The sequence below is a fragment of the Novosphingobium capsulatum NBRC 12533 genome (genome assembly GCF_001598375.1).
GTDB lineage: Bacteria > Pseudomonadota > Alphaproteobacteria > Sphingomonadales > Sphingomonadaceae > Novosphingobium > Novosphingobium capsulatum.
This window is the reverse complement of sequence record NZ_BCYV01000015.1, coordinates 78799-98462: the sequence shown is the minus strand read 5'-3', so window position 1 is coordinate 98462 and position 19664 is coordinate 78799. Positions and strand designations below refer to the sequence as shown.

Genomic DNA, 19664 nt, shown 5'->3' with positions numbered 1-19664 from the left:
TGGTCCGGCATTGGTGTCACTACTTGGCCACAGCGCGGGAAATCCTTGGCGGTTCCGACGTTTCCAATCTGGAAATCACCGGGGCGAAGGAGTACATCGAAGTGGAGTGTCATGCCTTCGTCATGTTAGCGTCGTTTTGCCGGCCACATCGATCGCATGATGCATAATGTGATTCGCAACGACCAAAGACAGGAAGCAGGCAGGAACATGAGCGGCAGGGGCAGCAAAAAGGCGAACGCGCAGGGCTTGCGCCGTTCCGTGCTGCCGCGCGCGCTGCGGGCGCCGCTGCTCGCCGCCACCTGCATTGCCGCTGGCCTGGTCATCGCCCCCACGGTCAGCAGTGCCGTCACCGGCTCGTTCAAGCCGCTTGCCCAGGTCAGCCTGGCGGCGCGCGGCGGCATCGGTTCGTTCACCCCGGCTTCGGGCGATCCCAAGCTGGCTGCCGCGATCACCGTGCGTGGCCTTGGCAACAGCCATATGTTCCGCTTCACCCCGGCCGGCGCAGATTCGCGTGCGGATCGCGCCATCACCGTGGCGGTGCGGGTCAACCCGGAAGTTGCCCGGGCGATCTCGGTGCGTGGCGTGCTCGGCAACATCGGCGGCGCTGCCGGCAACGGCACCCCGTTGCGCATCGTGCCCAATGCCTTCAACCTGGGCATGGCGCGCGGATACCAAAGCTTTGCCGTGACCAGCGGCCTTGGCACCGGCGATGGCTTCGACCGTGATACGCAGCGCCTCGACATGCCCGATCTCAATCACTTTGCCGTGGCCACGCCGTCGGCCGCTGCCACCACGGGCAGCACTGGCCGTCTCGCGCCGCGCATCGCGCTGGATGAGAAGGAGCGCGCTGGTCGCGCCCCGCGCACGCTGGAAACCCAGGGCGATTACCAGGTCGATTTCGGCGGCAGCTATCGCCTGACCCGCAATCTCGATGTGACTGCGGGTGTTCGCTACTCCTCGGACCGCGATCGCCTTCATCCGCTGACCGATGCGCGCCAGGACAGCCAGGCGGTTTACCTCGGAACGCAGTTCCGCTTCTGATCGTCGCATTGCCCCCGCGATCTTCTCCATTTTGGTGGAACAACAGGCTCGCTTCGGCGGGCCTTTTTGTTGCAAGCTGCGCCAGCACCATCCTGCGCGTGGCCGCGGTCCGCATGGGGCGAGCAGGCGCATTTGCTGCGTTTTCCGGCCGCAGCATCACTGCCTCAATCCTGCGCCATTGCTTATCGATATTCGTCGAAGAAATTTATCGGTTTGGACGCAAGCCGGCTTGTCGCGCGGGTGTCATCACCCTAGCCTAGCCGCTCTCCAAGCTGGTGAAGTACGGGAGTACAAGAATGACGCGAGTGGCCATCGTAACGGGCGGAACCCGGGGTATCGGCGAAGCGATCTGCCTTGCCTTGCAGGAACAGGGACGAACCGTCGTTGCGAACTATGCGGGCAACGAGGAAAAGGCCAAGGCCTTTACCGAACGAACCGGAATCAAGGCCTACCGTTGGGACGTGGGCGATCACGAAGCGACGCTGGAAGGCTGCGCCCGCGTGGCGGCCGAAGTGGGCGCGATCGATATCGTGGTCAACAACGCCGGCATCACCCGCGATGGCGTGCTGCACAAGATGAGCTTCGATGACTGGAACGAGGTCATGCGCATCAACCTGGGCGGTTGCTTCAACATGGCGAAGGCCACGTTCCAGGGCATGCGTGATCGCGGTTGGGGCCGCATCGTCAACATCGGCTCGATCAACGGCCAAGCCGGCCAGTATGGCCAGGTCAACTATGCCGCAGCCAAATCCGGCATTCATGGCTTTACCAAGGCCCTGGCCCAGGAAGGCGCCAAGTATGGCGTGACGGTCAATGCCATCGCGCCGGGCTATATCGATACCGACATGGTCGCGGCGGTGCCGCCCGCCGTGCTGGAAAAGATCGTTGCCCGCATTCCCACCGGCCGCCTCGGCCAGGCCAGCGAAATCGCGCGTGGCGTTGCCTTCCTGACTTCGGAAGAGGGCGGCTTCGTTACCGGATCGACGATGTCGATCAATGGTGGCCAGCACATGTACTGATGTTTGGCGGGCGGCACCGCGCGTGCCGCCCGTCACCTGCGGCATGACCAGTCCCTATCATCCCCCGGTCAAGCGCTCGGTCGAAATCGCCGGGCACAAGACCTCGATCAGCCTGGAACCGCTGTTCTGGGATTGGCTGCGCCGCGCGGCAGAGGCCGAAGGCCTGCCGCTCAATGCGCTGGTCGCGCGAATCGATGCCGAACGCATCGCCAGCCCGACGCCGCCCGGCCTCGCCGGGGCGATTCGCCTGTGGCTGGCGGCGCAAGCCGTGGCAGCTGCGCGCAGCGATTGAGCGCGCGCAGCTCCACCACGTTTCCGGTCAGCCGGCCGAGTTTTCGCCGCGAATCTCGGTCAGCTTGCGTTCCCAGGCAATGGCATGGGCAATGATCGTATCGAGATCGGCATAACGCGGCACCCAGGGCAGCGTCGCCTTGATGCGGCTGTTGTCGGAAATCAGCGAGTCGGGATCGCCGGCGCGGCGGCCCTGCAGCACGCGGTTGATCTTGCGGTTGGTCACCCGGTCCACCGCGTCGAGCACCTCCAGCACCGAGAAGCCCCGGCCATAGCCGCAGTTCATGGTAAGCGAGCGGGCCGGATCGGCGATCAGCGCATCGAGCGCCAGGACATGCGCATTGGCAAGGTCGGAGACGTGGATGTAATCGCGCACGCCGGTGCCATCGGGCGTGGCAAAGTCGGTGCCGAATACGCCAACGCTCTCACGCTTGCCCAGGGCCGCTTCCACCGCGACCTTGATGAGATGCGTGGCTCCGGCGGTCGACTGGCCGGTGCGCGCCTGCGGATCGGCGCCGGCAACGTTGAAATAGCGCAGCACGCAAAAGTTGAGCGGATGCGCGCGCGCCGTGTCGGCCAGCATGATCTCGCTCATCAGCTTGGACATGCCATAGGGATTGATCGGCTGCTTGGCGCTGTCCTCGGTCACCGGCGACACTTCGGGCACGCCATAGGTGGCGGCGGTGGAGGAGAAGATGAAATGCTTCACGCCGCCGGTCACCGCCGCCTCGATCAGGCTGCGGGTCTTGGCCGTGTTGTTGTGGTAGTACTTGAGCGGATCGCTCACGGATTCCGGCACGATGATCGAGCCGGCGAAGTGCATGATCGCGCCGATATTCTGTTCGGCGATGATGCGGGCCAGCAGGTCCTGGTCGGCAATGTCACCCTGGTAGAACGCCACGCCATCGGGAATGGCAAAGCGAAATCCGGTTACCAGATTGTCGATCACCGTAACCGGCCAGCCGGCATCCTTGAGGGCCAGCACGGCGTGGCTGCCGATATAGCCTGCGCCGCCGGTAACAAGGACTGGAACTTTCGACATGATGCGAACCTTTTCTGGCGCTGGAGCCCCGCTGCCGAGGCCATGAAAGAGGAAGATGCAAAAGTTGTGGGCGTGCGGCCGCCCTAATCGATCCGGGCGCCGCCTTTCCACAGCGCCAGCACGCGCCCTTCGACCGGGCGGCGGTCGAACGGGGTGTTGCCAGCGCTTGCGGCCATCTTGTCGGAATTGACCACCCAGGGCCGGGTGGGATGGATCACGGCCAGATCGGCTTCTGCGCCCACCGCCAGGCGCCCGGCGTTGACGCCGAGCAGCGCGGCGGGATTGCCGGCCAGCAGGGCAAAGGCGCGGGCCATGTCGATCACGCCGTCGCGCACCAGGGTCAGCGTGAGCGGCAGCAGGGTTTCTGCGCCTGCCATCCCCGGCTCGGCATCGGCAAAGGGCAGGCGCTTGTCTTCTGGCCCGCGCGGGTCGTGGCCCGAGGCGATCACGTCGATCGTGCCATCGCCGATGGCCGCGATCACGGCCTTGCGATCGGCATCGGCACGCAGCGGTGGGGAAAAGCGGCAAAACGTGCGGAAATCGACCAGTTCGAGGTCCGACAACATGAAGTGGGCCGGGGTAACGCCTGCCGTCACCTGCACGCCGCGCAGCTTGGCGGCGCGCACCAGATCGAGCGCCTTGGCGGTGGTGACCTGGCGAATGTGCAGCCGCGCGCCGGTCATTTCGGCCAGCGCGATATCGCGCGCCACAGCCAGGCTTTCTGCCTCGGCCGGGGCAGAGGGCAGGCCCAGCCGCGTTGCCACTTCGCCGGCGGTGGCGACGGCATGGCCGGTGATGCCATCGTCCTCGGCATGGGTCACCACGACAAGGTCGAGCATCGCGCAGTAGGACAGGAGCCGCAGCATCACGCCCGAATCGGCGATCCAGCGGCGACCGGTGCTGACCGCGCGCGCCCCGGCATCACGCATCAGCGCCAGTTCGGCGAGTTCCGCGCCTTCCAGCCCGCGTGTGGCGGCGGCGAGGGGGTGGACCCAGAAATCGGGCTTGCCCGATTGCGCGGCAAACCGCACCCGCGCCGGGTGATCGAGCGGCGGGCCCTGATCGGGCATCAGCGCGGCGCGGGTAATTCCGCCAAAATGAAACGCCGGCTTGTCGATCGCGAACACGCCCAGATCGACCAGGCCTGGCGTCACCATGGCGCCGCGCGCATCGAACACGGCATCGCCATCCTGGGCCACGGCATCGGCACCCAGTGCCACGATCCGTCCGCCCTGGCAGCGCAGATCGGCGGCCACCGGCTCTCCTGTGGGCAGGACCAGGCGCCCATTGGTGATGACAAGGGATTGCGGCGTCATGCGTTTTCTCCGCCCAGCGGTTCCCAGCCGGGCAATTGCCGGCCGCGCCGGGTGAGCACTTCCAGACAGGCCATGCGGATCGCCACGCCGCTTTCCACCTGGCGGGTGATCAGGCTGCGTTCGACATGATCGGCCACCTGGCTGTCGATTTCGATCCCCCGGTTCATCGGCCCGGGATGCATGACTAGCGCGCCCGCCTCGGCCTGGGCCAGGCGATCGAGCGACAGGCCATAGAGGTGGCGATATTCACGCGGGGAGGGGATGAACTGGCCCTGCATGCGCTCCATCTGCAGGCGCAGCATCATCACCACTTGCGCGCCTTTGAGCGCGGCGTCGAAATCGTGGAATACCTTGACGCCCATCACCTCGATTTCCGCCGGCATCAGCGCGGGCGGGGCGCAAACGCTCACCTCGCAGCCCAGCGCGGTCAGCGACAGGATGTTGGACCGCGCCACCCGGCTGTGCAGGATATCGCCGCAGATCGTCACGCGCAGGCCGTTCAAGTCGCTGCCTTTGGGCAGGCCCAGCGCATGGCGGATGGTCAGCGCATCGAGCAGCGCCTGGGTGGGGTGTTCGTGCTGGCCATCACCAGCGTTGAGCACCGGGCAATCGACCTTTTCGGCGATCAGCCGCACCGCGCCCGAGCTGGCATGGCGGATGACAATGGCGTCGGCCCGCATCGCGTTGAGCGTCATCGCCGTGTCGATGAGCGTTTCGCCCTTCTTCACGCTGGACGTGGCCGCGTGCATGTTGACCACGTCGGCGCCCAGCCGCTTGCCAGCGATTTCGAACGACAGCAGTGTGCGCGTGCTGTTTTCGAAAAAGGCGTTGATGATGGTCAGGCCCGAAAGCAGGTCGGCCCGCTTTTGCGACTGGCGGTTGAGTTCCACCCACTGCTCCGCCTCGTCCAGCAGGTAGAGGATCTCGTGCCGGGCAAGCTGACCGATTCCGGTCAGATCGCGGTGGGGAAAGGCAAGGCCGCCCGCAGGATAACTGCGCGCCGGGCTGGCTGACGAGGGGGATTGGCTCGATGGGTGCATCGAAGACCACGCCCTAGACCTGCGCGACCGCCTCGACAAGTGTTTCGACTGGCGCGGGCCGCGCCGGGTGGCTAGATATCCCCCATGAAATTTGCCCGCTCGGTCTGGAAAGTCCTCGTCGCGATCAAGGATGGCCTTGTCCTCCTGTTCCTCCTGCTGTTCTTCTGGGCGCTCTATGCCGCGCTGACGCTGCGGCCCACGCCCGGCCAGGTCCGCGATGGCGCCCTGACCATCACGCTGGACGGCAGCGTGGTGGAAGAACGCAGCGCGCTGGCACCGGCGCAGCTGCTGCTGTCGGGAGAGGCGCCCGCCCACGAATTCCAGGCCCGCGACGTGGCCCGCGCAATCGAGACGGCGGCCGATGACAGCCGCATCAAGGCCGTGGTGATCGATCTGGAGCAGTTCACCGGCGGCCGTCAGGTGCACATGAGCCGAATCGGCGCGGCGATGGACAAGGTGCGCGCCGCGCACAAGCCGGTGCTGGTGCGCGCGCTGCTCTATACCGACGATGCGGTGCAGCTGGCGGCCCACGCCAGCGAGGCCTGGGTCGATCCGATCGGCGGGGCAGTGGTCACCGGGCCGGGCGGTTCGCAGCTCTATTACAAGGCCTTGATGGATCGCTTCAAGGTCAAGGCGCACATCTTCAAGGTGGGCACCTACAAGTCTGCGGTCGAACCCTATGCCCGCAGCGCTGCCTCCCCCGAGGCTAAGGAAAACCTGTCGGCGATCTATGGCGCGCTATGGTCGGCCTGGAAGGCGGAAGTGACCAAGGCGCGGCCCAAGGCCAATATCGATCTGGTCACGCGTGATCCGGCGCAATGGCTGGCGCAGAGCGGTGGCGACATGGCCCAGGCCGCGGTCAAGGCCGGGCTGGTCGACAAGGTGGGTGACAAGATCGCCTTCGGCAAGCGCGTGGGCGACCTGGTCGGCCATGATCCGGCGGCGGGCGAGGGCGGCTACAAGGGCTCTACCCTGGCGCAATATCTCGCCGACAAGCCAGCGCCCACGACCGGCAAGGCGATTGCCGTGGTCACGGTGGCCGGCACGATCGTCGATGGCGATGCCGGGCCGGGCTCGGCTGGCGGCACGCGCATTGCCAACCTGATCGACCAGGCCGTGGCCAGCGGCAACTACGCCGCGCTGGTGGTGCGGGTGGATTCGCCCGGTGGCTCGGTCACGGCGGCAGAGCGCATCCGTGCGGCGATTGCCCGGGCCCGCGCCAAGGGGCTGCCGGTGGCGGTCTCGATGGCCAACCTCGCGGCAAGCGGGGGCTATTGGGTTTCCACCCCGGCGCAGCGGGTGTTTGCCGAACCGGCGACGATCACCGGCTCGATCGGCGTCTTTGCCGTTATCCCGAGTTTTGAGGACACGCTGGCAAGCTATGGCGTCACCGCTGACGGTGTGCGCACCACGCCGCTTTCAGGCCAGCCCGATGTGGTTGGCGGCCTCAGCCCGCAGTTCGAGGCGCTCTCGCAAGCGTCGGTTGAAAGCTATTATGCGCGGTTCCTGCGCCTGGTGGCCGATGCCCGGCACAAGAGCCCGCAGGATATCGACAAGATCGCGCAGGGCCGGGTGTGGGATGGCGGCACCGCGCGCCAGATCGGCCTGGTGGATCAGTTCGGTGAACTGGAAGATGCCGTGGCCTGGGCTGCCAAGGCCGCCAAGGCGGAAAGCTGGCACGCCGAATTTTTGGGCAGCAATCCCGGGGGCTGGCAAGGCTTCCTGTCGGGCCTGATGGGCGATGATGGCAGCACCGATAGCCGCGCGGCGGGCGATGTCACCGGGCTGCTCGCCCAGCGGCAGCAGGCACTGGGTTGGCGCGTGCTGGCCGATCTGGGCCGGCTCAACAGCACCGCAGGTGCGCAAGTCTATTGCCTGGAATGCGGCGGCACCGCGGCCATGGCGCCGCCGCCCGCAGCCCAGGGCCTGGTGGCGCAGGCGTCATGGCTGGCCTTGCTGGGCAAGCTGCTCTGAACGCCTGCTGGAAAGCCGGTCAGTCGGGCGCGGGGAATTCGTCCGGGCTGATCGGGTCGATCCGGTCGGGTGTTACCGGCGGGGTTTCGCTGGGCGCCGGTTCGGGGGTTTCCTGCGGGGTGATCGCCGGCGGAACGTCGGGCGGCGATTGCGGGTCGATGCGATCGGGCGGGGGTGTGCTGGCCATGGCAGATGCTCCTTGCGACCGGTCTGTTTTGCCGGACCTTTGCCACGCGAAAATCGCGCGGGCATGAACGGGCAACCGCGCGCCAGGGTGCTTGTTCCCCGCGTGGGCGCGCTTGTTCCAGGGGGAAAGCGCGCCGGGCTTGTGCTTTTCACCCGGCTGCGATAGGGGCACCGCTCGCTTTTTGCCGGACGCGGGCGTGGCGGAACTGGTAGACGCGCTGGATTTAGGTTCCAGTATCGCAAGATGTGGGGGTTCGAGTCCCTTCGCCCGCACCAGGGTTCACCCCCCGGCTTTGCACGGATTTTGAGGCGCCTTGTCGCGGCGTCAGTCGAGAAAGTTGGATCAGGATGCAGATCGTCGAAACCAGCAACGAGGGCCTGAAGCGCGCCTACGCCGTGACCATTCCGGCGGCGGACATTGCCGCGCGCGTGGAAGGTGAAATCAAGAAGATCGCCCCCCAGGTGCGCATGCCTGGCTTCCGCCCGGGCAAGGTGCCGGCCAACCTGGTCAAGAAGATGCACGGCCCGGCCCTGCACCAGGAAGCCCTGCAGACCACGATTCGCGAAGCGATGGACAAGCTGGTGGCCGACCACCAGCTGCGTCCCGCGATGCAGCCGGACGTGTCGCTGGGCGAAGGCTATGAAGAAGGCCAGGACGCAAAGCTGACCGTCAGCCTCGAAGTGCTGCCCAAGGTCGAAGCGCCCGCACTCGATGGTCTCAAGCTCGACAAGCTGGTCGTGCCCGTGACCGAAGACCAGGTGGACGAAGCGGTGAACCGCATCGCCGCCGGCCAGAAGAAGTTCAGCGACGCTGCCGAAGGCGCCGAAGCCAAGGATGGCGATCAGCTGATCATCGACTTCCTCGGCAAGCTGGACGGCGAACCCTTCGAAGGTGGCGCGGCTGAAGACCAGGCCCTGGAAATCGGCGCCGGCCGCTTCATCCCCGGTTTCGAGGAACAGCTCGTTGGCGCCAAGGCCGGCGACGAAAAGGTCATTACCGTGACCTTCCCCGAGGACTATCCCGCCGCTAACCTGGCCGGCAAGGAAACCACCTTCGACATCAAGGTCAAGGCGGTGAAGAACCCGGGCGAATTCGTTGCTGACGACGATTTCGCCAAGGCGCTGGGCCTGGAAAGCCTGGAACAGCTGCGTGGCCTGCTCAAGGGCCAGCTGGAGCAGGAAACTGCCGGCCTGACCCGCACCCAGATGAAGCGCGCCCTGCTCGACCAGCTGGCTGCCGGCCATGACTTCGACGTGCCGCCCTCGATGGTGGAAGCCGAATTCGAGCAGATCTGGCAGCAGCTGACCCAGGAAGCGCAGAACGAGGAAAACCCCGAGGAAGCGCTCAAGGAAATCGAAGCCGAGAAGGACGATTACCGCAAGATCGCCGAGCGTCGCGTGCGTCTGGGCCTGCTCCTGTCGGAAATCGGCCAGGCCAACGGCGTGGTGGTCACTGCGCAGGAAATGGAAATGCTGATCCGCCAGGCGGCCCAGCAATACCGCGAACAGGATCGTCAGCGCTTCATCGACTATGTGCGCTCCGAGCCCCTGGCCGCTGCCCAGCTGCGCGCTCCGCTCTATGAAGACAAGGTCGTCGACTTCCTGTTCGACAAGGCCGAAGTCAGCGAGCGCGAAGTGACCCGCGAAGAGCTCCAGGCCGCGATTGAAGCCGAGGAAGGCGCCGCTGCCGCTCCGGCCGAAGCCAAGCCCGCCAAGAAGAAGGCGGCCAAGAAGGCCGAAGCCGAAACCGAAGCGGCTGGCGAAGCCGAAGAGGCCAAGCCCGCCAAGAAGGCTCCGGCCAAGAAGAAGGCTGCGGCCGACGCCGAGGCGGAACCCGCCGCTGAAGGCGAAGCCAAGCCCGCCAAGAAGAAGGCCGCCAAGAAGGCGACCGCCGAAGGCGAAGACGCCTGATCCAGCGCCACACGGCCTGATCAAGAAACAAAAATGGGGCGCTGCCGGCAACGGTGGCGCCCCGTTTGCTTTTAGGTGTTTGCCCTCAGGCATCATGCGGATTGGCGCGGTGATTCCTGGCATGAGAGAATCGGTCACATCGGAACCCGGGGGGATCTGCCGATGCATACCGTGCGCAATCGCAAGGGCGCTCGATCCGGCCAGCGTGTGCCGGCCAAGGCGCCAGTTTCATCTGCCGTTCCGCCAACTGCCGGTCCGCCAGCAGTCAGTCCGCCTGCCGCCAAGGCCGCCAGCAAGCGGGCCAAGGCCGATTTTACCCGGCCATTCCTGCTGGCCCAGGCTGCCACGCCGGCCTTTCCGTCCGATCTCATCCTGCCGCCCCATCGTGGCGCGATCATCACCACGGCGGCCTGGCCGGCGGGGATGATTCCGCCCGCACTGCCCGCCACGCCGCCGCTGCGCGCGCCGTTCATCGCGCCGCGCGGGCCGGCCACCATACCGCAAGGGCAGCCCGATCGTGATCGGCCAGGTCACGATTCGCGTCGCCAAGAGCCGCCGCGCAAGGCGCCGCATCGCGATCTGCCGCCCCGTCCGGGCACCCGCACCGCGCGCAAGGCGCAGCGCCGCGCGATGATCGCCGCCGAACACGCGCGCCGTTCCGCGGCTACCACACGTGAAGTCGCGGCCGCTTGTGCGCCGCCGGCCGAGATGCATGCCGCGCCGCCACTGCTGCAACCTTCGCCGCCTGGCGTGCACTGGGTTGCGCCCGATGATCGCAGCCCCCTGCCGCGCCACCGCGCGCCGGTCGTGCCGCGCCAGGGCCTGCTCGATGCCATGGCCGCCAGTCTGGGCGACGCGGGTCGATTCCTGGCACGGCTGCTGCCAGGTAGCAGGCGCAGCCGCGAGTTGCGCGAGCGGGTGGCCCGAACCGAGGCCCGCCTGCGGGCGATGGAAGCGCAACTGGCTGCACTCGAAGCCCTGCGGGCGCGGGTGCAGGTCTGACCACGCGGCGAAAGGCGCCCGAATCTGGTCCAATATCCACGCATTCCCGCGCATTCGCGGTTAATGCCCTTGAACATCCTTTGCTGGCACGCGACATAGGCCATCGCAACCAGATGAGGATTCCCATGCTCGACGTGTTCGGCAGCAGCTCTGCCCAAGGAAAGTTCCACGCTGATCCGGTGACTGGCGCGCTCGTCCCGGTCGTCGTCGAGCAGACCAGCCGTGGCGAACGCAGCTTCGACATTTTCAGCCGCCTGCTGCGCGAACGCATCGTCTTCGTGACCGGCCAGGTGGAAGACCACATGGCGTCGCTGATCGTCGCCCAGCTTCTGTTCCTCGAGTCGGAAAATCCCTCGAAGGACATCTCGATGTACATCAACTCGCCCGGTGGCGTGGTGACGGCGGGCATGGCGATCCATGATACCATGCAGTACATCCGCCCGCGCGTGTCGACCGTGTGCATCGGCCAGGCCTGCTCGATGGGCAGCTTCCTGCTCGCCGCGGGCGAACCGGGCATGCGCATCGCGCTGCCGCATGCGCGAATCATGATCCATCAGCCTTCGGGCGGGGCGCAGGGCATGGCCTCGGACATCGAGATCCAGGCCCGTGAAATCCTGCGCATCAAGAAGCGCATGAACGACCTCTATGTGAAGTACACCGGCAAGAGCCTGGAAGAGGTCGAGAAGGCGATGGACCGCGATACCTTCCTCGAAGCCGACGAGGCTCTGGCCTTCGGTCTGGTCGACAAGGTGTTCGAATCGCGTCCCCAATCTGAACAGGTCGGCGTCGAAAGCGGCACCGGCGGGGCGCCTTCGGCCTGATTTTCTCTTCTGCCCCGGCTCCTTAAGCGTTGCGAAAGGAGCCGCGTGGCAGATACCATCACCTCGTTTCGTGTCCGGTTGATTAATACCCTTGGGGTAGTAGGATAGCCGGGCCCGCCCCTCGTGGAGGGGCGCCTGGGATTGAAGAATGACAAAGCTTTCCGGATCGGACTCTAAAAGCACGCTCTACTGCAGCTTCTGCGGCAAATCGCAGCATGAGGTGCGCAAGCTCATTGCCGGGCCGACGGTCTTTATCTGCGATGAGTGTGTCGAGCTGTGCAACGACATCATCCGGGAAGAGACCAAGCAGGGCATCGCCGGCAAGAAGGACGGTGGCGTTCCCACGCCGCGCGATATCTTCGAGACGCTCAATGATTATGTGATCGGCCAGGACCGCGCCAAGCGCGTGCTCTCGGTGGCGGTGCACAATCACTACAAGCGCCTGAAGCACAGCGGCAAGGGTGGCGATATCGAGCTGTCGAAGTCCAACATCCTGCTCGTTGGCCCGACCGGCTCGGGCAAGACGCTGCTGGCCCAGACGCTCGCCAAGACGTTCGACGTGCCGTTCACCATGGCCGACGCCACCACGCTGACCGAAGCGGGCTACGTGGGCGAGGACGTGGAGAACATCATCCTCAAGCTGCTGCAGGCCAGCGACTACAACGTCGAGAAGGCCCAGCACGGCATCGTCTACATCGACGAGATCGACAAGATCAGCCGCAAGGCCGAAAACCCGTCGATCACGCGCGACGTGTCGGGCGAAGGCGTGCAGCAGGCGCTGCTCAAGCTGATGGAAGGCACCACCGCTTCGGTGCCGCCGCAGGGCGGGCGTAAGCATCCGCAGCAGGAATTCCTGCAGGTGGACACGACCAACATCCTGTTCATCTGCGGCGGCGCCTTTGCCGGCCTGGAAAAGATCATCGCCGATCGCCTGCAGAAGCGTTCGATCGGTTTCGGCGCCCATGTCGCCGATCCCGACAAGCGCCGCGTGGGAGAACTGCTGCAGAAGGCAGAGCCGGAAGACCTCCAGAAGTTCGGCCTCATCCCCGAATTCATCGGCCGTCTGCCGGTCATCGCCACGCTCAACGATCTTGATGTGGCGGCCCTGGTGCAGATCCTGCGCGAGCCCAAGAACGCGCTGGTCAAGCAGTATGCCAAGCTTTTCGAGCTGGAAGACGTCACGCTGACCTTCACCGACGAGGCGCTGGAAGCGATTGCCAAGAAGGCCATCGAGCGCAAGACCGGCGCGCGTGGCCTGCGCTCGATCGTCGAAGGCCTGCTGCTCGATACCATGTTCGATCTGCCCACGCTCGACGGCGTGACCGAAGTGGTCGTGGACAAGGACGTGGTCGATGGCCGCAAGGAGCCGGTCCAGGTCCTCAAGGGCAAGGAACAGGCTGCCTGAGGCTTTCCGTCTCGGAGCTATGAAAAACCCCCGCTGGCGACAGCGGGGGTTTTTGTTTGGGGCAAGCTCAGCAGACTTGTTGCTTGCACCCGAACACGCGAGGAAAGGGGAGCCAAACCCAAAACACCTCGCCCGTTCGCCCTGAGCTTGTCGAAGGGCGCCAGCACGACGCGCCCTGCCAGAGGGCTTCGACAAGCTCAGCCCGAACGCGATCTGATGGACTGAGTTCATCTACGGCTTTGGTTTTAGCCCTCGATGCCCAGTTCGGTCAGCAGGAACGCGAATTCCTCAGCCGCTTCCTTGAGGCTTTCAAAGCGGCCGGATTTGCCGCCGTGGCCCGCGCCCATGTTGGTCTTGAAGATCAGCGGATTGCCGTCGGTCTTCAGCTCGCGCAGGCGCGCGACCCACTTGGCCGGCTCCCAATAGGTCACGCGTGGATCGTTAAGACCGGCGGTGACCATCAGCGGCGGATAGGCCTGCGGCTTGACCTGGTCATAGGGCGAATAGGACCGGATCAGGTGAAAGGCGGCCGCATCGTCGATCGGGTTGCCCCATTCCGGCCATTCGCCCGGCGTGAGCGGCAGGCTTTCGTCGAGCATCGTGGCGAGCACGTCGACAAACGGCACATCGGCCACCACCGCGCCAAACAGGTCGGGCGCCTGGTTGATCACCGCGCCCATCAGTTCGCCGCCGGCCGAACCGCCCGAGGCGGATATCCGCCCCGCCGTGGTAAAGCCATGGTCGATCAGGCCACGGGCCACGTCGATGAAATCGTTGAACGTGTTGGTGCGGGCGTCCAGCTTGCCGGCCTTGTACCAGCCCCGGCCCAGGTCATCGCCGCCGCGAATATGGGCAATGGCATAGGCCATGCCGCGATCGAGCAGCGACAGGCGCGTGGTGGAAAAGCCCGGCCCGATGGCAATGCCGTAGGCGCCATAGCCATAGAGATGCAGCGGCCCGCCGGCCGGCCGGTCCTTGCGCCATACCACCGAGACCGGCACCAGCGTGCCATCGCGAGCAGGGATATCGAGCCGTGCCGTCTCATAGCGGCTGGCGTCATAGCCCGACGGGATTTCCTGGACCTTCAGGCGCGTGAGCGTGCGACTGGGCACGTCATAGTCAAAGACCGAAGACGGGCTGACCATCGATTCGTAGCCCACGCGCAGCGTCTGCGTGGCCCATTCCGGGTTGTCGCCCAGGCTGGCTTCATAGCTCGCCTCGGGAAAGGCGATCGGCTCGATCCGCGCCGGATCGTCGTAATAGCGCACCTCGATGCGGTCGAGCCCGCGCACGCGTCCCTCGACGACATAGAAATCGCGGAACAGCTCGAACCCGGTGAGATAGAAATCGTCACTGCCGGCGATCAGCGTGGTCCAATCGGCGGGATCGGCCAGCGGCGCGGTGGCGAGGCGGAAATTCTCGTGGGTATCGTTGGTGTGGACGAACAGCGTCTCCCCATGCAGGTCCACGTCGTATTCCACGCCCTTTTCGCGCGGACGCACCAGAATCGGCGCCTGGAGCGGATCATCGGCCGGAATCAGGCGCACTTCGCTGGTTTCGTGGTCGCCGGTCGACACGATCAGCCACTTCTCGTTGGCGGAAAGCGCGGCGCCGGCGCGAAAGCCCTCGTCGTCCTCATGGTAGAGTTCCACGTCCTGCTCGAGCGGCTGGCCCAGCCAGTGCAGGCGCACATTGTCGGTGCGCCAGTTCTCGTTGGCGAGGCTATAGACCAGCCCCGTATCGCCCTTGACCCAGATCAGGCCTGAATTGGTGCCGGGGATTTCGTCAGGCAGGATTTCTCCGCTGGCGATCACCTTGATCCGCGCGGTGAAGCGTTCCGAGCCGTTATCGTCCACCGACCAGGCCAGCATGCGCCCATCGTTGGACACCGAGATGGCCCCCAGGCGGAAATAGTCATGGCCCTGCGCCAGGGCCACTTCGTCGAGAAGCAGCTCGTCGGCGCTGCCGTTGTCGGCCGCGTCGATCGGCCGGCGCCACCACTTCTTGTATTCCGCGCCCTCCTCGTACTCGATCCAGTAGACCCAGTTGCCGTCCTTTTGCGGCACGGACTTGTCCGCTTCCTTGATGCGTCCGCGCATTTCGGCAAAGAGCTGGTCGATCAGCGGCTGGCGCGGGGCCATATGCGCCTGGAACCAGGCGTTTTCTGCCTCGAGATGCGCCAGGATTTCGGGGTCCTTGACCTCGGGATAGCCGGGATCGCGCAACCAGGCGTAATCGTCGGTGATCGTCACGCCATGATGGCTGATGCTGTGCGGCTTTTTTGCGGCAACGGGGGGCTGGGTGGCGATAGGGGTGGCTGCGGTCATCTCCGCCATCTATGGTGCCTGTGCCCGGCCTGCAAGGCGCGCCTCTGGCGTCTGCCGCATGAGGTGGTTACAATGCCAACCAGTTACCTGCCCATTACGCCCAAGGACGCCCCGCCATGTTGATGCAAACCCACGAAGCCCGCCTGGAAGCACTGCGCGCCGAGCTGGGACGACGCGGGCTGGATGGCTTCGTCATCCCGATTTCCGACGAGCACATGAGCGAATATGTCGGCGGCTATGCGCAGCGGCTCGGCTGGCTCACCGGGTTTGGCGGATCGGCCGGCACGGCGGTGGTGCTCAAGGATCGCGCGGCGATCTTCGTCGATGGGCGCTATACCATCCAGGTGCGCGAGCAGGTGGACGGGCGGCTCTATGAATACCAGTCCGTGCCGCAGACCAGCCCGGCAGCCTGGCTGGGCGAGCACGCGGCGCGCGGCGCGCGGATCGGCTATGATGCCTGGCTGCATGCCAAGCCCTGGGCCGATGGCGTGGCCAAGGCGCTGGAAGCCAAGGGCGCCAGCCTGGTGGCGGTGGACAGCAATCCCATCGACGCTGTGTGGCAGGACCGGCCCGTGCCCTCGGCGGCGCTGGCCGTGCCCCATGCCGATGCCCATGCCGGGCAAAGCGTCGCTGAAAAGCGCGCCATGCTGGCACAGTGGCTGACGGACAACGGCGCCGATGCAGCCGTGGTCACCGCGCTCGATGGCGTGGCCTGGTTGCTCAACATGCGCGGCGCCGATGTCGATCGCACGCCGGTGGCGCTCTCGTTCGTGGTCGCCCATGCCGATGGCACCGTCGATCTGTTCATTGCGCCAGAAAAGGTCGATGCCGCACTGGTGGCGCACCTGGGCAATGCCGTGCGGGTGCAGGATCGCGCGGCATTCGTCCCGGCACTGACGGCGCTGGCGGGCAAGACCGTGGCGGTTGACCCGGAACGCTCGGTCGCGGCTGTGTTCCACGCGCTGGAAGGGGCGGGAGCGCGGGTTCTCACGCTCACCGATCCCACCGTGCTGCCCAAGGCGCGGAAGAACCCGGTTGAACAGGCCGGCCACCGCGCTGCCCAGGCGCGTGACGGGGCGGCGGTGAGCCGGTTCCTGCACTGGCTGTCGGTGGCTGCACCCAAGGGCGGTGAAACCGAACTTTCCGCTGCCGCGCGCCTCCATGCCGAGCGGGAGAAGACCGGCCTGCTCAAGGACCTGTCGTTCGATACGATTTCGGGCGCGGGCCCCAATGCGGCGATCCCGCACTATCGCGTGGACGAACAGTCCAACCGCGCGATTGCGCCGGGCAGCGTCTATCTGGTCGATTCGGGCGGGCAGTATCTCGATGGCACCACCGATATCACCCGCACGGTGTGGATCGGGCCGGGCGAGGCGCCGGCCGAGGTCAAGGACCGCTTCACCCGCGTGCTCAAGGGCCATATCGCGCTGGACCAGGCGGTTTTTCCGCAGGGCACGCCTGGTGGCGCGCTCGACAGCTTTGCCCGCCAGTTCCTGTGGGCGGCCGGCCTCGATTATGCCCATGGCACCGGCCATGGCGTGGGCAGCTTCCTGGCGGTGCATGAAGGGCCGCAGCGCATTGCCAAGGCATCGGGCGCGCAGGCCGGTACCGGGCAGGGCCTGCTGCCCGGCATGATCCTGTCCAACGAGCCGGGCTATTACAAGGCGGGCGAATACGGCATCCGCATCGAGAACCTGATCCTGGTGGAAGAGCGCATGATCGCCGGCGCGGAAGGCGCGTTCTGCGGGTTCGAGACGCTTACCTTCGTCCCGATTGACCGCGCACTGGTGGATGTTGCCCTGCTGACCCCGGCCGAGCGGGCGTGGTGGAACGACTATCACGCGCGCACCCAGGCGCTGCTGGCGCCGCTGCTCGAGGGTGAAGATCGCGCCTGGCTGGAGGCTGCCTGCGCGCCCATCTGATCTTGCGATTGGCTGTGTTCATGATACGTTCTTGTGGTGGCGACTCGCTGCAAGGAGAGCGATGATGATCGGTTATGTTACCCTCGGAACCAACGATCTGGAGCGGGCGGCACCGTTCTACGACGCGCTTGCGGCCGAACTGGGCACGGGGCGCATGTTCGAATGGCCCGGGGCGATTGCCTGGGGCACGGCCGGTGGCGCCGCCGGGGTGGCGCTGATGAAGCCATTCGATGGCCAGCCGGCCACCGTGGGCAATGGCGTCATGGTCGCATTCGAAGCCAAGGAGCCGGCGCAGGTCGATCGGCTGCATGCCCTGGCCCTGGCAAATGGCGGCAGCTGTGAAGGTGCCCCTGGCCCGCGCGGTGACGGCGGGTTCTATGCCGCCTATTTTCGTGATCCCGATGGCAACAAGCTCAATGCCTTCGTGATGGGCACGTCCTGAGCCGCACAACCCGGCACAGCGGCGCGGGCGGGGAAGGGGGCTTCGCGCCGTTTGCCGTGAATGTATCGGTCTTATTTCACGGCCTGGACAATCACCCGCCACAATTGCGGGAGATGCGGCGGCTTTGGCGGTTTCCATCGAGCATTTAACTATTTCAAGTTATTGGTTTGGATAGATAGTTGGGTCAGGCGGGAAGCGTGGTCCCCTGCCGAAATGATGCGACAATTGGCGACAAAATACCCCCTGTCCCGACATAATCGCGCGACATCCACGGCCTATATACTGAGCCATGGAAGCTGCGGTGCCCGCCACTTCAGTCCCCACGGCCGGAAGGGGTGTCCCTCCCCCTTAGTCCCTAGCCTCTTTCGGCATGGCGGCGCCGCAGCTTTCTCATCCCCCAGGTCTTTTGCGGTGCCGATACCGTCATCAATGGCGATCGGTGCCCTTGTCTGTCCGGAGTTTGCCCAGATGAAGAAAAGCGTCCTTGGCCTTGGTGGGGCCCTTGCCGCCCTCGCGGGGGCTGGCGCGCTCTATGCCGCCGCAGCCTCCGCGCCGGCACAGGCCGATCCCGCTGCGCCTGGCCGCGCTATGGGCGATGGTGGCATCACCTGGGCGCAGGCCCAGGCGCAAGCCGATGCCCTGTGGCAGAGGATGGACGTGAACAAGGACGGCAAGATCGACCAGGCCGATCGTGATGCGCGCCTCGCGCAGCGGTTCGATGCGATCGACACCAACCACGATGGTGTGATCAGCCGCGCCGAATTCATGGCGCAGCATCACATGATGAAGCCGGGCATGCCCCCCATGGCTGGCCGTGATGGCGACATGCCGCCGCCACCACCACCGGGCGGCATGGCCCCCGAAGGCGGCCGCCACGGCTGGCACGGCATGCGCATGGGCGGGTTTGGCGCGGTTTTGCACGCTGCCCTGCGTGACAAGGATGGCGCGGTGACCCGCGCCGCGTATGATGCGGCGGTCAAATCGCAATTCGACAGGGCCGATACCAACCATGATGGCAAGCTTACCCGCGAAGAAATCCGCGCCGCATTTGGCCGTGAGGGCCACCGCTGGGGCGGGAAAGGCGGCCCTGGCGGTCCGAGCTGGCGCGATGGCGAGCGCATGGATGGCCCGCCGCCGCCCCCGCCGGCCGGCAACTGATCACCGGGCAGCGCAGGCATGAGTGAGACAGCGATAACCCGCATTCTGCTGGTTGATGATGAAGCAGCCTTGCGCGAAGTGCTGGCGGACTATCTGGTTCGCCAGGGCTTTGCCGTGGTCCAGGCGGGCAACGCGGTGGAAGCCCGTGCGCGGATCGCGGGAGAAACGTTCGACCTCGTGCTGCTCGACATCATGATGCCGGGCGAGGATGGCCTGTCGCTGTGCCGGCACCTGGCCGAAAGCCGGGCGCTTCCGGTGATCTTCATCACCGCCAAGGGTGAATCCACCGACCGCATCGTCGGCCTCGAGATTGGCGCTGACGACTACGTGGTCAAGCCGTTCGACCCGCGCGAACTGGTGGCGCGGATTCGCTCGGTCCTGCGGCGCAGCGCGCGCGTGGCCGTCGATGCCCCCGAAGCGCTGGTCTATGAATTCGAAGGCTGGACGCTCGATCCGCTCAAGCGCCGGTTGACCGATCGCGAAGGCGCGGTCGTCGCCATTTCCTCGGCCGAATTTCGCCTGCTCATGGCGTTTCTCGATCATCCCCGTCAGGTGCTCGATCGCGATCGCCTGCTCGACATGGTCCAGGGCCGCGAGGCGCATCTGTTCGATCGCGCGGTGGACAACCAGATCAGCCGCCTGCGCCGCAAGATCGAGGAAGACAGCCGCAATCCGCAACTGATCCAGACCGTGTGGGGCGGCGGCTACATGCTCGCCACCGAAGTGCGCAAGGTGGCAGGCCGCGACTGATGCTGCGCTGGCCTGCT

Annotated in this window: 17 protein-coding genes and 1 tRNA gene; 13 read left to right on the top strand and 5 right to left on the bottom strand. The window is 65.8% G+C overall.

Annotated elements, in window-relative coordinates; all coding sequences use genetic code 11:
* Window positions 1-246 precede the first annotated feature (246 nt).
* From SCA01S_RS15055 to SCA01S_RS15045, 3 genes are all read left to right on the top strand, one after another.
* Entirely contained in the window at window positions 247-1041 is a 795-nt protein-coding gene (locus SCA01S_RS15055) for a hypothetical protein (protein WP_231627743.1), read from the top strand.
* A gap of 296 nt (window positions 1042-1337) precedes the next feature.
* Window positions 1338-2060: an acetoacetyl-CoA reductase gene (gene phbB / locus SCA01S_RS15050; RefSeq protein WP_062787004.1), complete on the top strand. Its 723-nt coding sequence runs from the start codon at window positions 1338-1340 to the stop codon at window positions 2058-2060.
* 43 nt (window positions 2061-2103) lie between these two features.
* On the top strand, window positions 2104-2352 hold the full coding sequence (locus SCA01S_RS15045; protein WP_028657920.1) for a ribbon-helix-helix domain-containing protein: 249 nt from the start codon (window positions 2104-2106) through the stop codon (window positions 2350-2352).
* 27 nt (window positions 2353-2379) lie between these two features.
* Here the strand turns inward: SCA01S_RS15045 and galE are convergent, their stop codons facing one another.
* The 3 genes from galE to SCA01S_RS15030 all read right to left on the bottom strand — a co-directional run bounded on the left by galE (window position 2380) and on the right by SCA01S_RS15030 (window position 5749).
* On the bottom strand, window positions 2380-3393 hold the full coding sequence (gene galE, locus SCA01S_RS15040; RefSeq protein WP_054132278.1) for a UDP-glucose 4-epimerase GalE: 1014 nt from the start codon (window positions 3391-3393) through the stop codon (window positions 2380-2382).
* Window positions 3394-3476: 83 nt separating this feature from the next.
* Window positions 3477-4709: a dihydroorotase gene (locus tag SCA01S_RS15035; RefSeq protein ID WP_062787001.1), complete on the bottom strand. Its 1233-nt coding sequence runs from the start codon at window positions 4707-4709 to the stop codon at window positions 3477-3479.
* Window positions 4706-5749 (bottom strand): aspartate carbamoyltransferase catalytic subunit, encoded by a 1044-nt coding sequence (locus SCA01S_RS15030; protein WP_062786998.1) that lies wholly within the window; start codon window positions 5747-5749, stop codon window positions 4706-4708. Before SCA01S_RS15030 ends, SCA01S_RS15035 begins: the two co-directional genes overlap by 4 nt.
* Before the next feature lie 84 nt (window positions 5750-5833).
* On the opposite strand from SCA01S_RS15030, the gene sppA reads away from it, so the two are divergent.
* On the top strand, window positions 5834-7723 hold the full coding sequence (sppA, locus tag SCA01S_RS15025) for a signal peptide peptidase SppA (RefSeq protein ID WP_062786995.1): 1890 nt from the start codon (window positions 5834-5836) through the stop codon (window positions 7721-7723).
* A gap of 19 nt (window positions 7724-7742) precedes the next feature.
* On the opposite strand, the gene SCA01S_RS22595 is transcribed toward sppA, so the two are convergent.
* Window positions 7743-7910, bottom strand: coding sequence for a hypothetical protein (locus SCA01S_RS22595; RefSeq protein WP_022676538.1), 168 nt, complete (start codon window positions 7908-7910; stop codon window positions 7743-7745).
* 190 nt (window positions 7911-8100) lie between these two features.
* On the opposite strand from SCA01S_RS22595, the gene SCA01S_RS15020 reads away from it, so the two are divergent.
* The 5 genes from SCA01S_RS15020 (at window position 8101) to clpX (ending at window position 13048) form a co-directional block, all read left to right on the top strand.
* Window positions 8101-8185: transfer RNA gene (locus SCA01S_RS15020), tRNA-Leu, on the top strand.
* Between the two features lie 72 nt (window positions 8186-8257).
* Window positions 8258-9820, top strand: a complete 1563-nt coding sequence (tig, locus tag SCA01S_RS15015) for a trigger factor (RefSeq protein ID WP_062786992.1) — start codon at window positions 8258-8260, stop codon at window positions 9818-9820.
* Window positions 9821-9982: 162 nt separating this feature from the next.
* The gene (locus tag SCA01S_RS15010; RefSeq protein ID WP_062786990.1) at window positions 9983-10822 is read left to right on the top strand and encodes a hypothetical protein; all 840 of its coding nucleotides are present in this window, start codon (window positions 9983-9985) and stop codon (window positions 10820-10822) included.
* Window positions 10823-10947: 125 nt separating this feature from the next.
* Window positions 10948-11643 carry an ATP-dependent Clp endopeptidase proteolytic subunit ClpP gene (gene clpP, locus SCA01S_RS15005; protein WP_022678078.1) on the top strand — a complete coding sequence of 232 codons (696 nt, stop codon included), beginning with the start codon at window positions 10948-10950 and terminating at the stop codon, window positions 11641-11643.
* Between the two features lie 148 nt (window positions 11644-11791).
* Window positions 11792-13048: an ATP-dependent Clp protease ATP-binding subunit ClpX gene (gene clpX / locus SCA01S_RS15000; protein WP_022678079.1), complete on the top strand. Its 1257-nt coding sequence runs from the start codon at window positions 11792-11794 to the stop codon at window positions 13046-13048.
* 245 nt (window positions 13049-13293) lie between these two features.
* Here the strand turns inward: clpX and SCA01S_RS14995 are convergent, their stop codons facing one another.
* Entirely contained in the window at window positions 13294-15384 is a 2091-nt protein-coding gene (locus tag SCA01S_RS14995; RefSeq protein WP_062786987.1) for a S9 family peptidase, read from the bottom strand.
* A gap of 113 nt (window positions 15385-15497) precedes the next feature.
* On the opposite strand from SCA01S_RS14995, the gene SCA01S_RS14990 reads away from it, so the two are divergent.
* From SCA01S_RS14990 to SCA01S_RS14975, 4 genes are all read left to right on the top strand, one after another.
* Window positions 15498-17297: an aminopeptidase P family protein gene (locus SCA01S_RS14990; protein WP_062787176.1), complete on the top strand. Its 1800-nt coding sequence runs from the start codon at window positions 15498-15500 to the stop codon at window positions 17295-17297.
* A gap of 64 nt (window positions 17298-17361) precedes the next feature.
* Window positions 17362-17739 carry a VOC family protein gene (locus SCA01S_RS14985; protein WP_028658330.1) on the top strand — a complete coding sequence of 126 codons (378 nt, stop codon included), beginning with the start codon at window positions 17362-17364 and terminating at the stop codon, window positions 17737-17739.
* A 468-nt stretch (window positions 17740-18207) separates the two neighbouring features.
* Window positions 18208-18897 (top strand): EF-hand domain-containing protein, encoded by a 690-nt coding sequence (locus SCA01S_RS22590; RefSeq protein ID WP_084391043.1) that lies wholly within the window; start codon window positions 18208-18210, stop codon window positions 18895-18897.
* Between the two features lie 18 nt (window positions 18898-18915).
* Window positions 18916-19647 (top strand): response regulator, encoded by a 732-nt coding sequence (locus tag SCA01S_RS14975; RefSeq protein WP_062786982.1) that lies wholly within the window; start codon window positions 18916-18918, stop codon window positions 19645-19647.
* The last annotated feature ends 17 nt before the right edge of the window (window positions 19648-19664 follow it).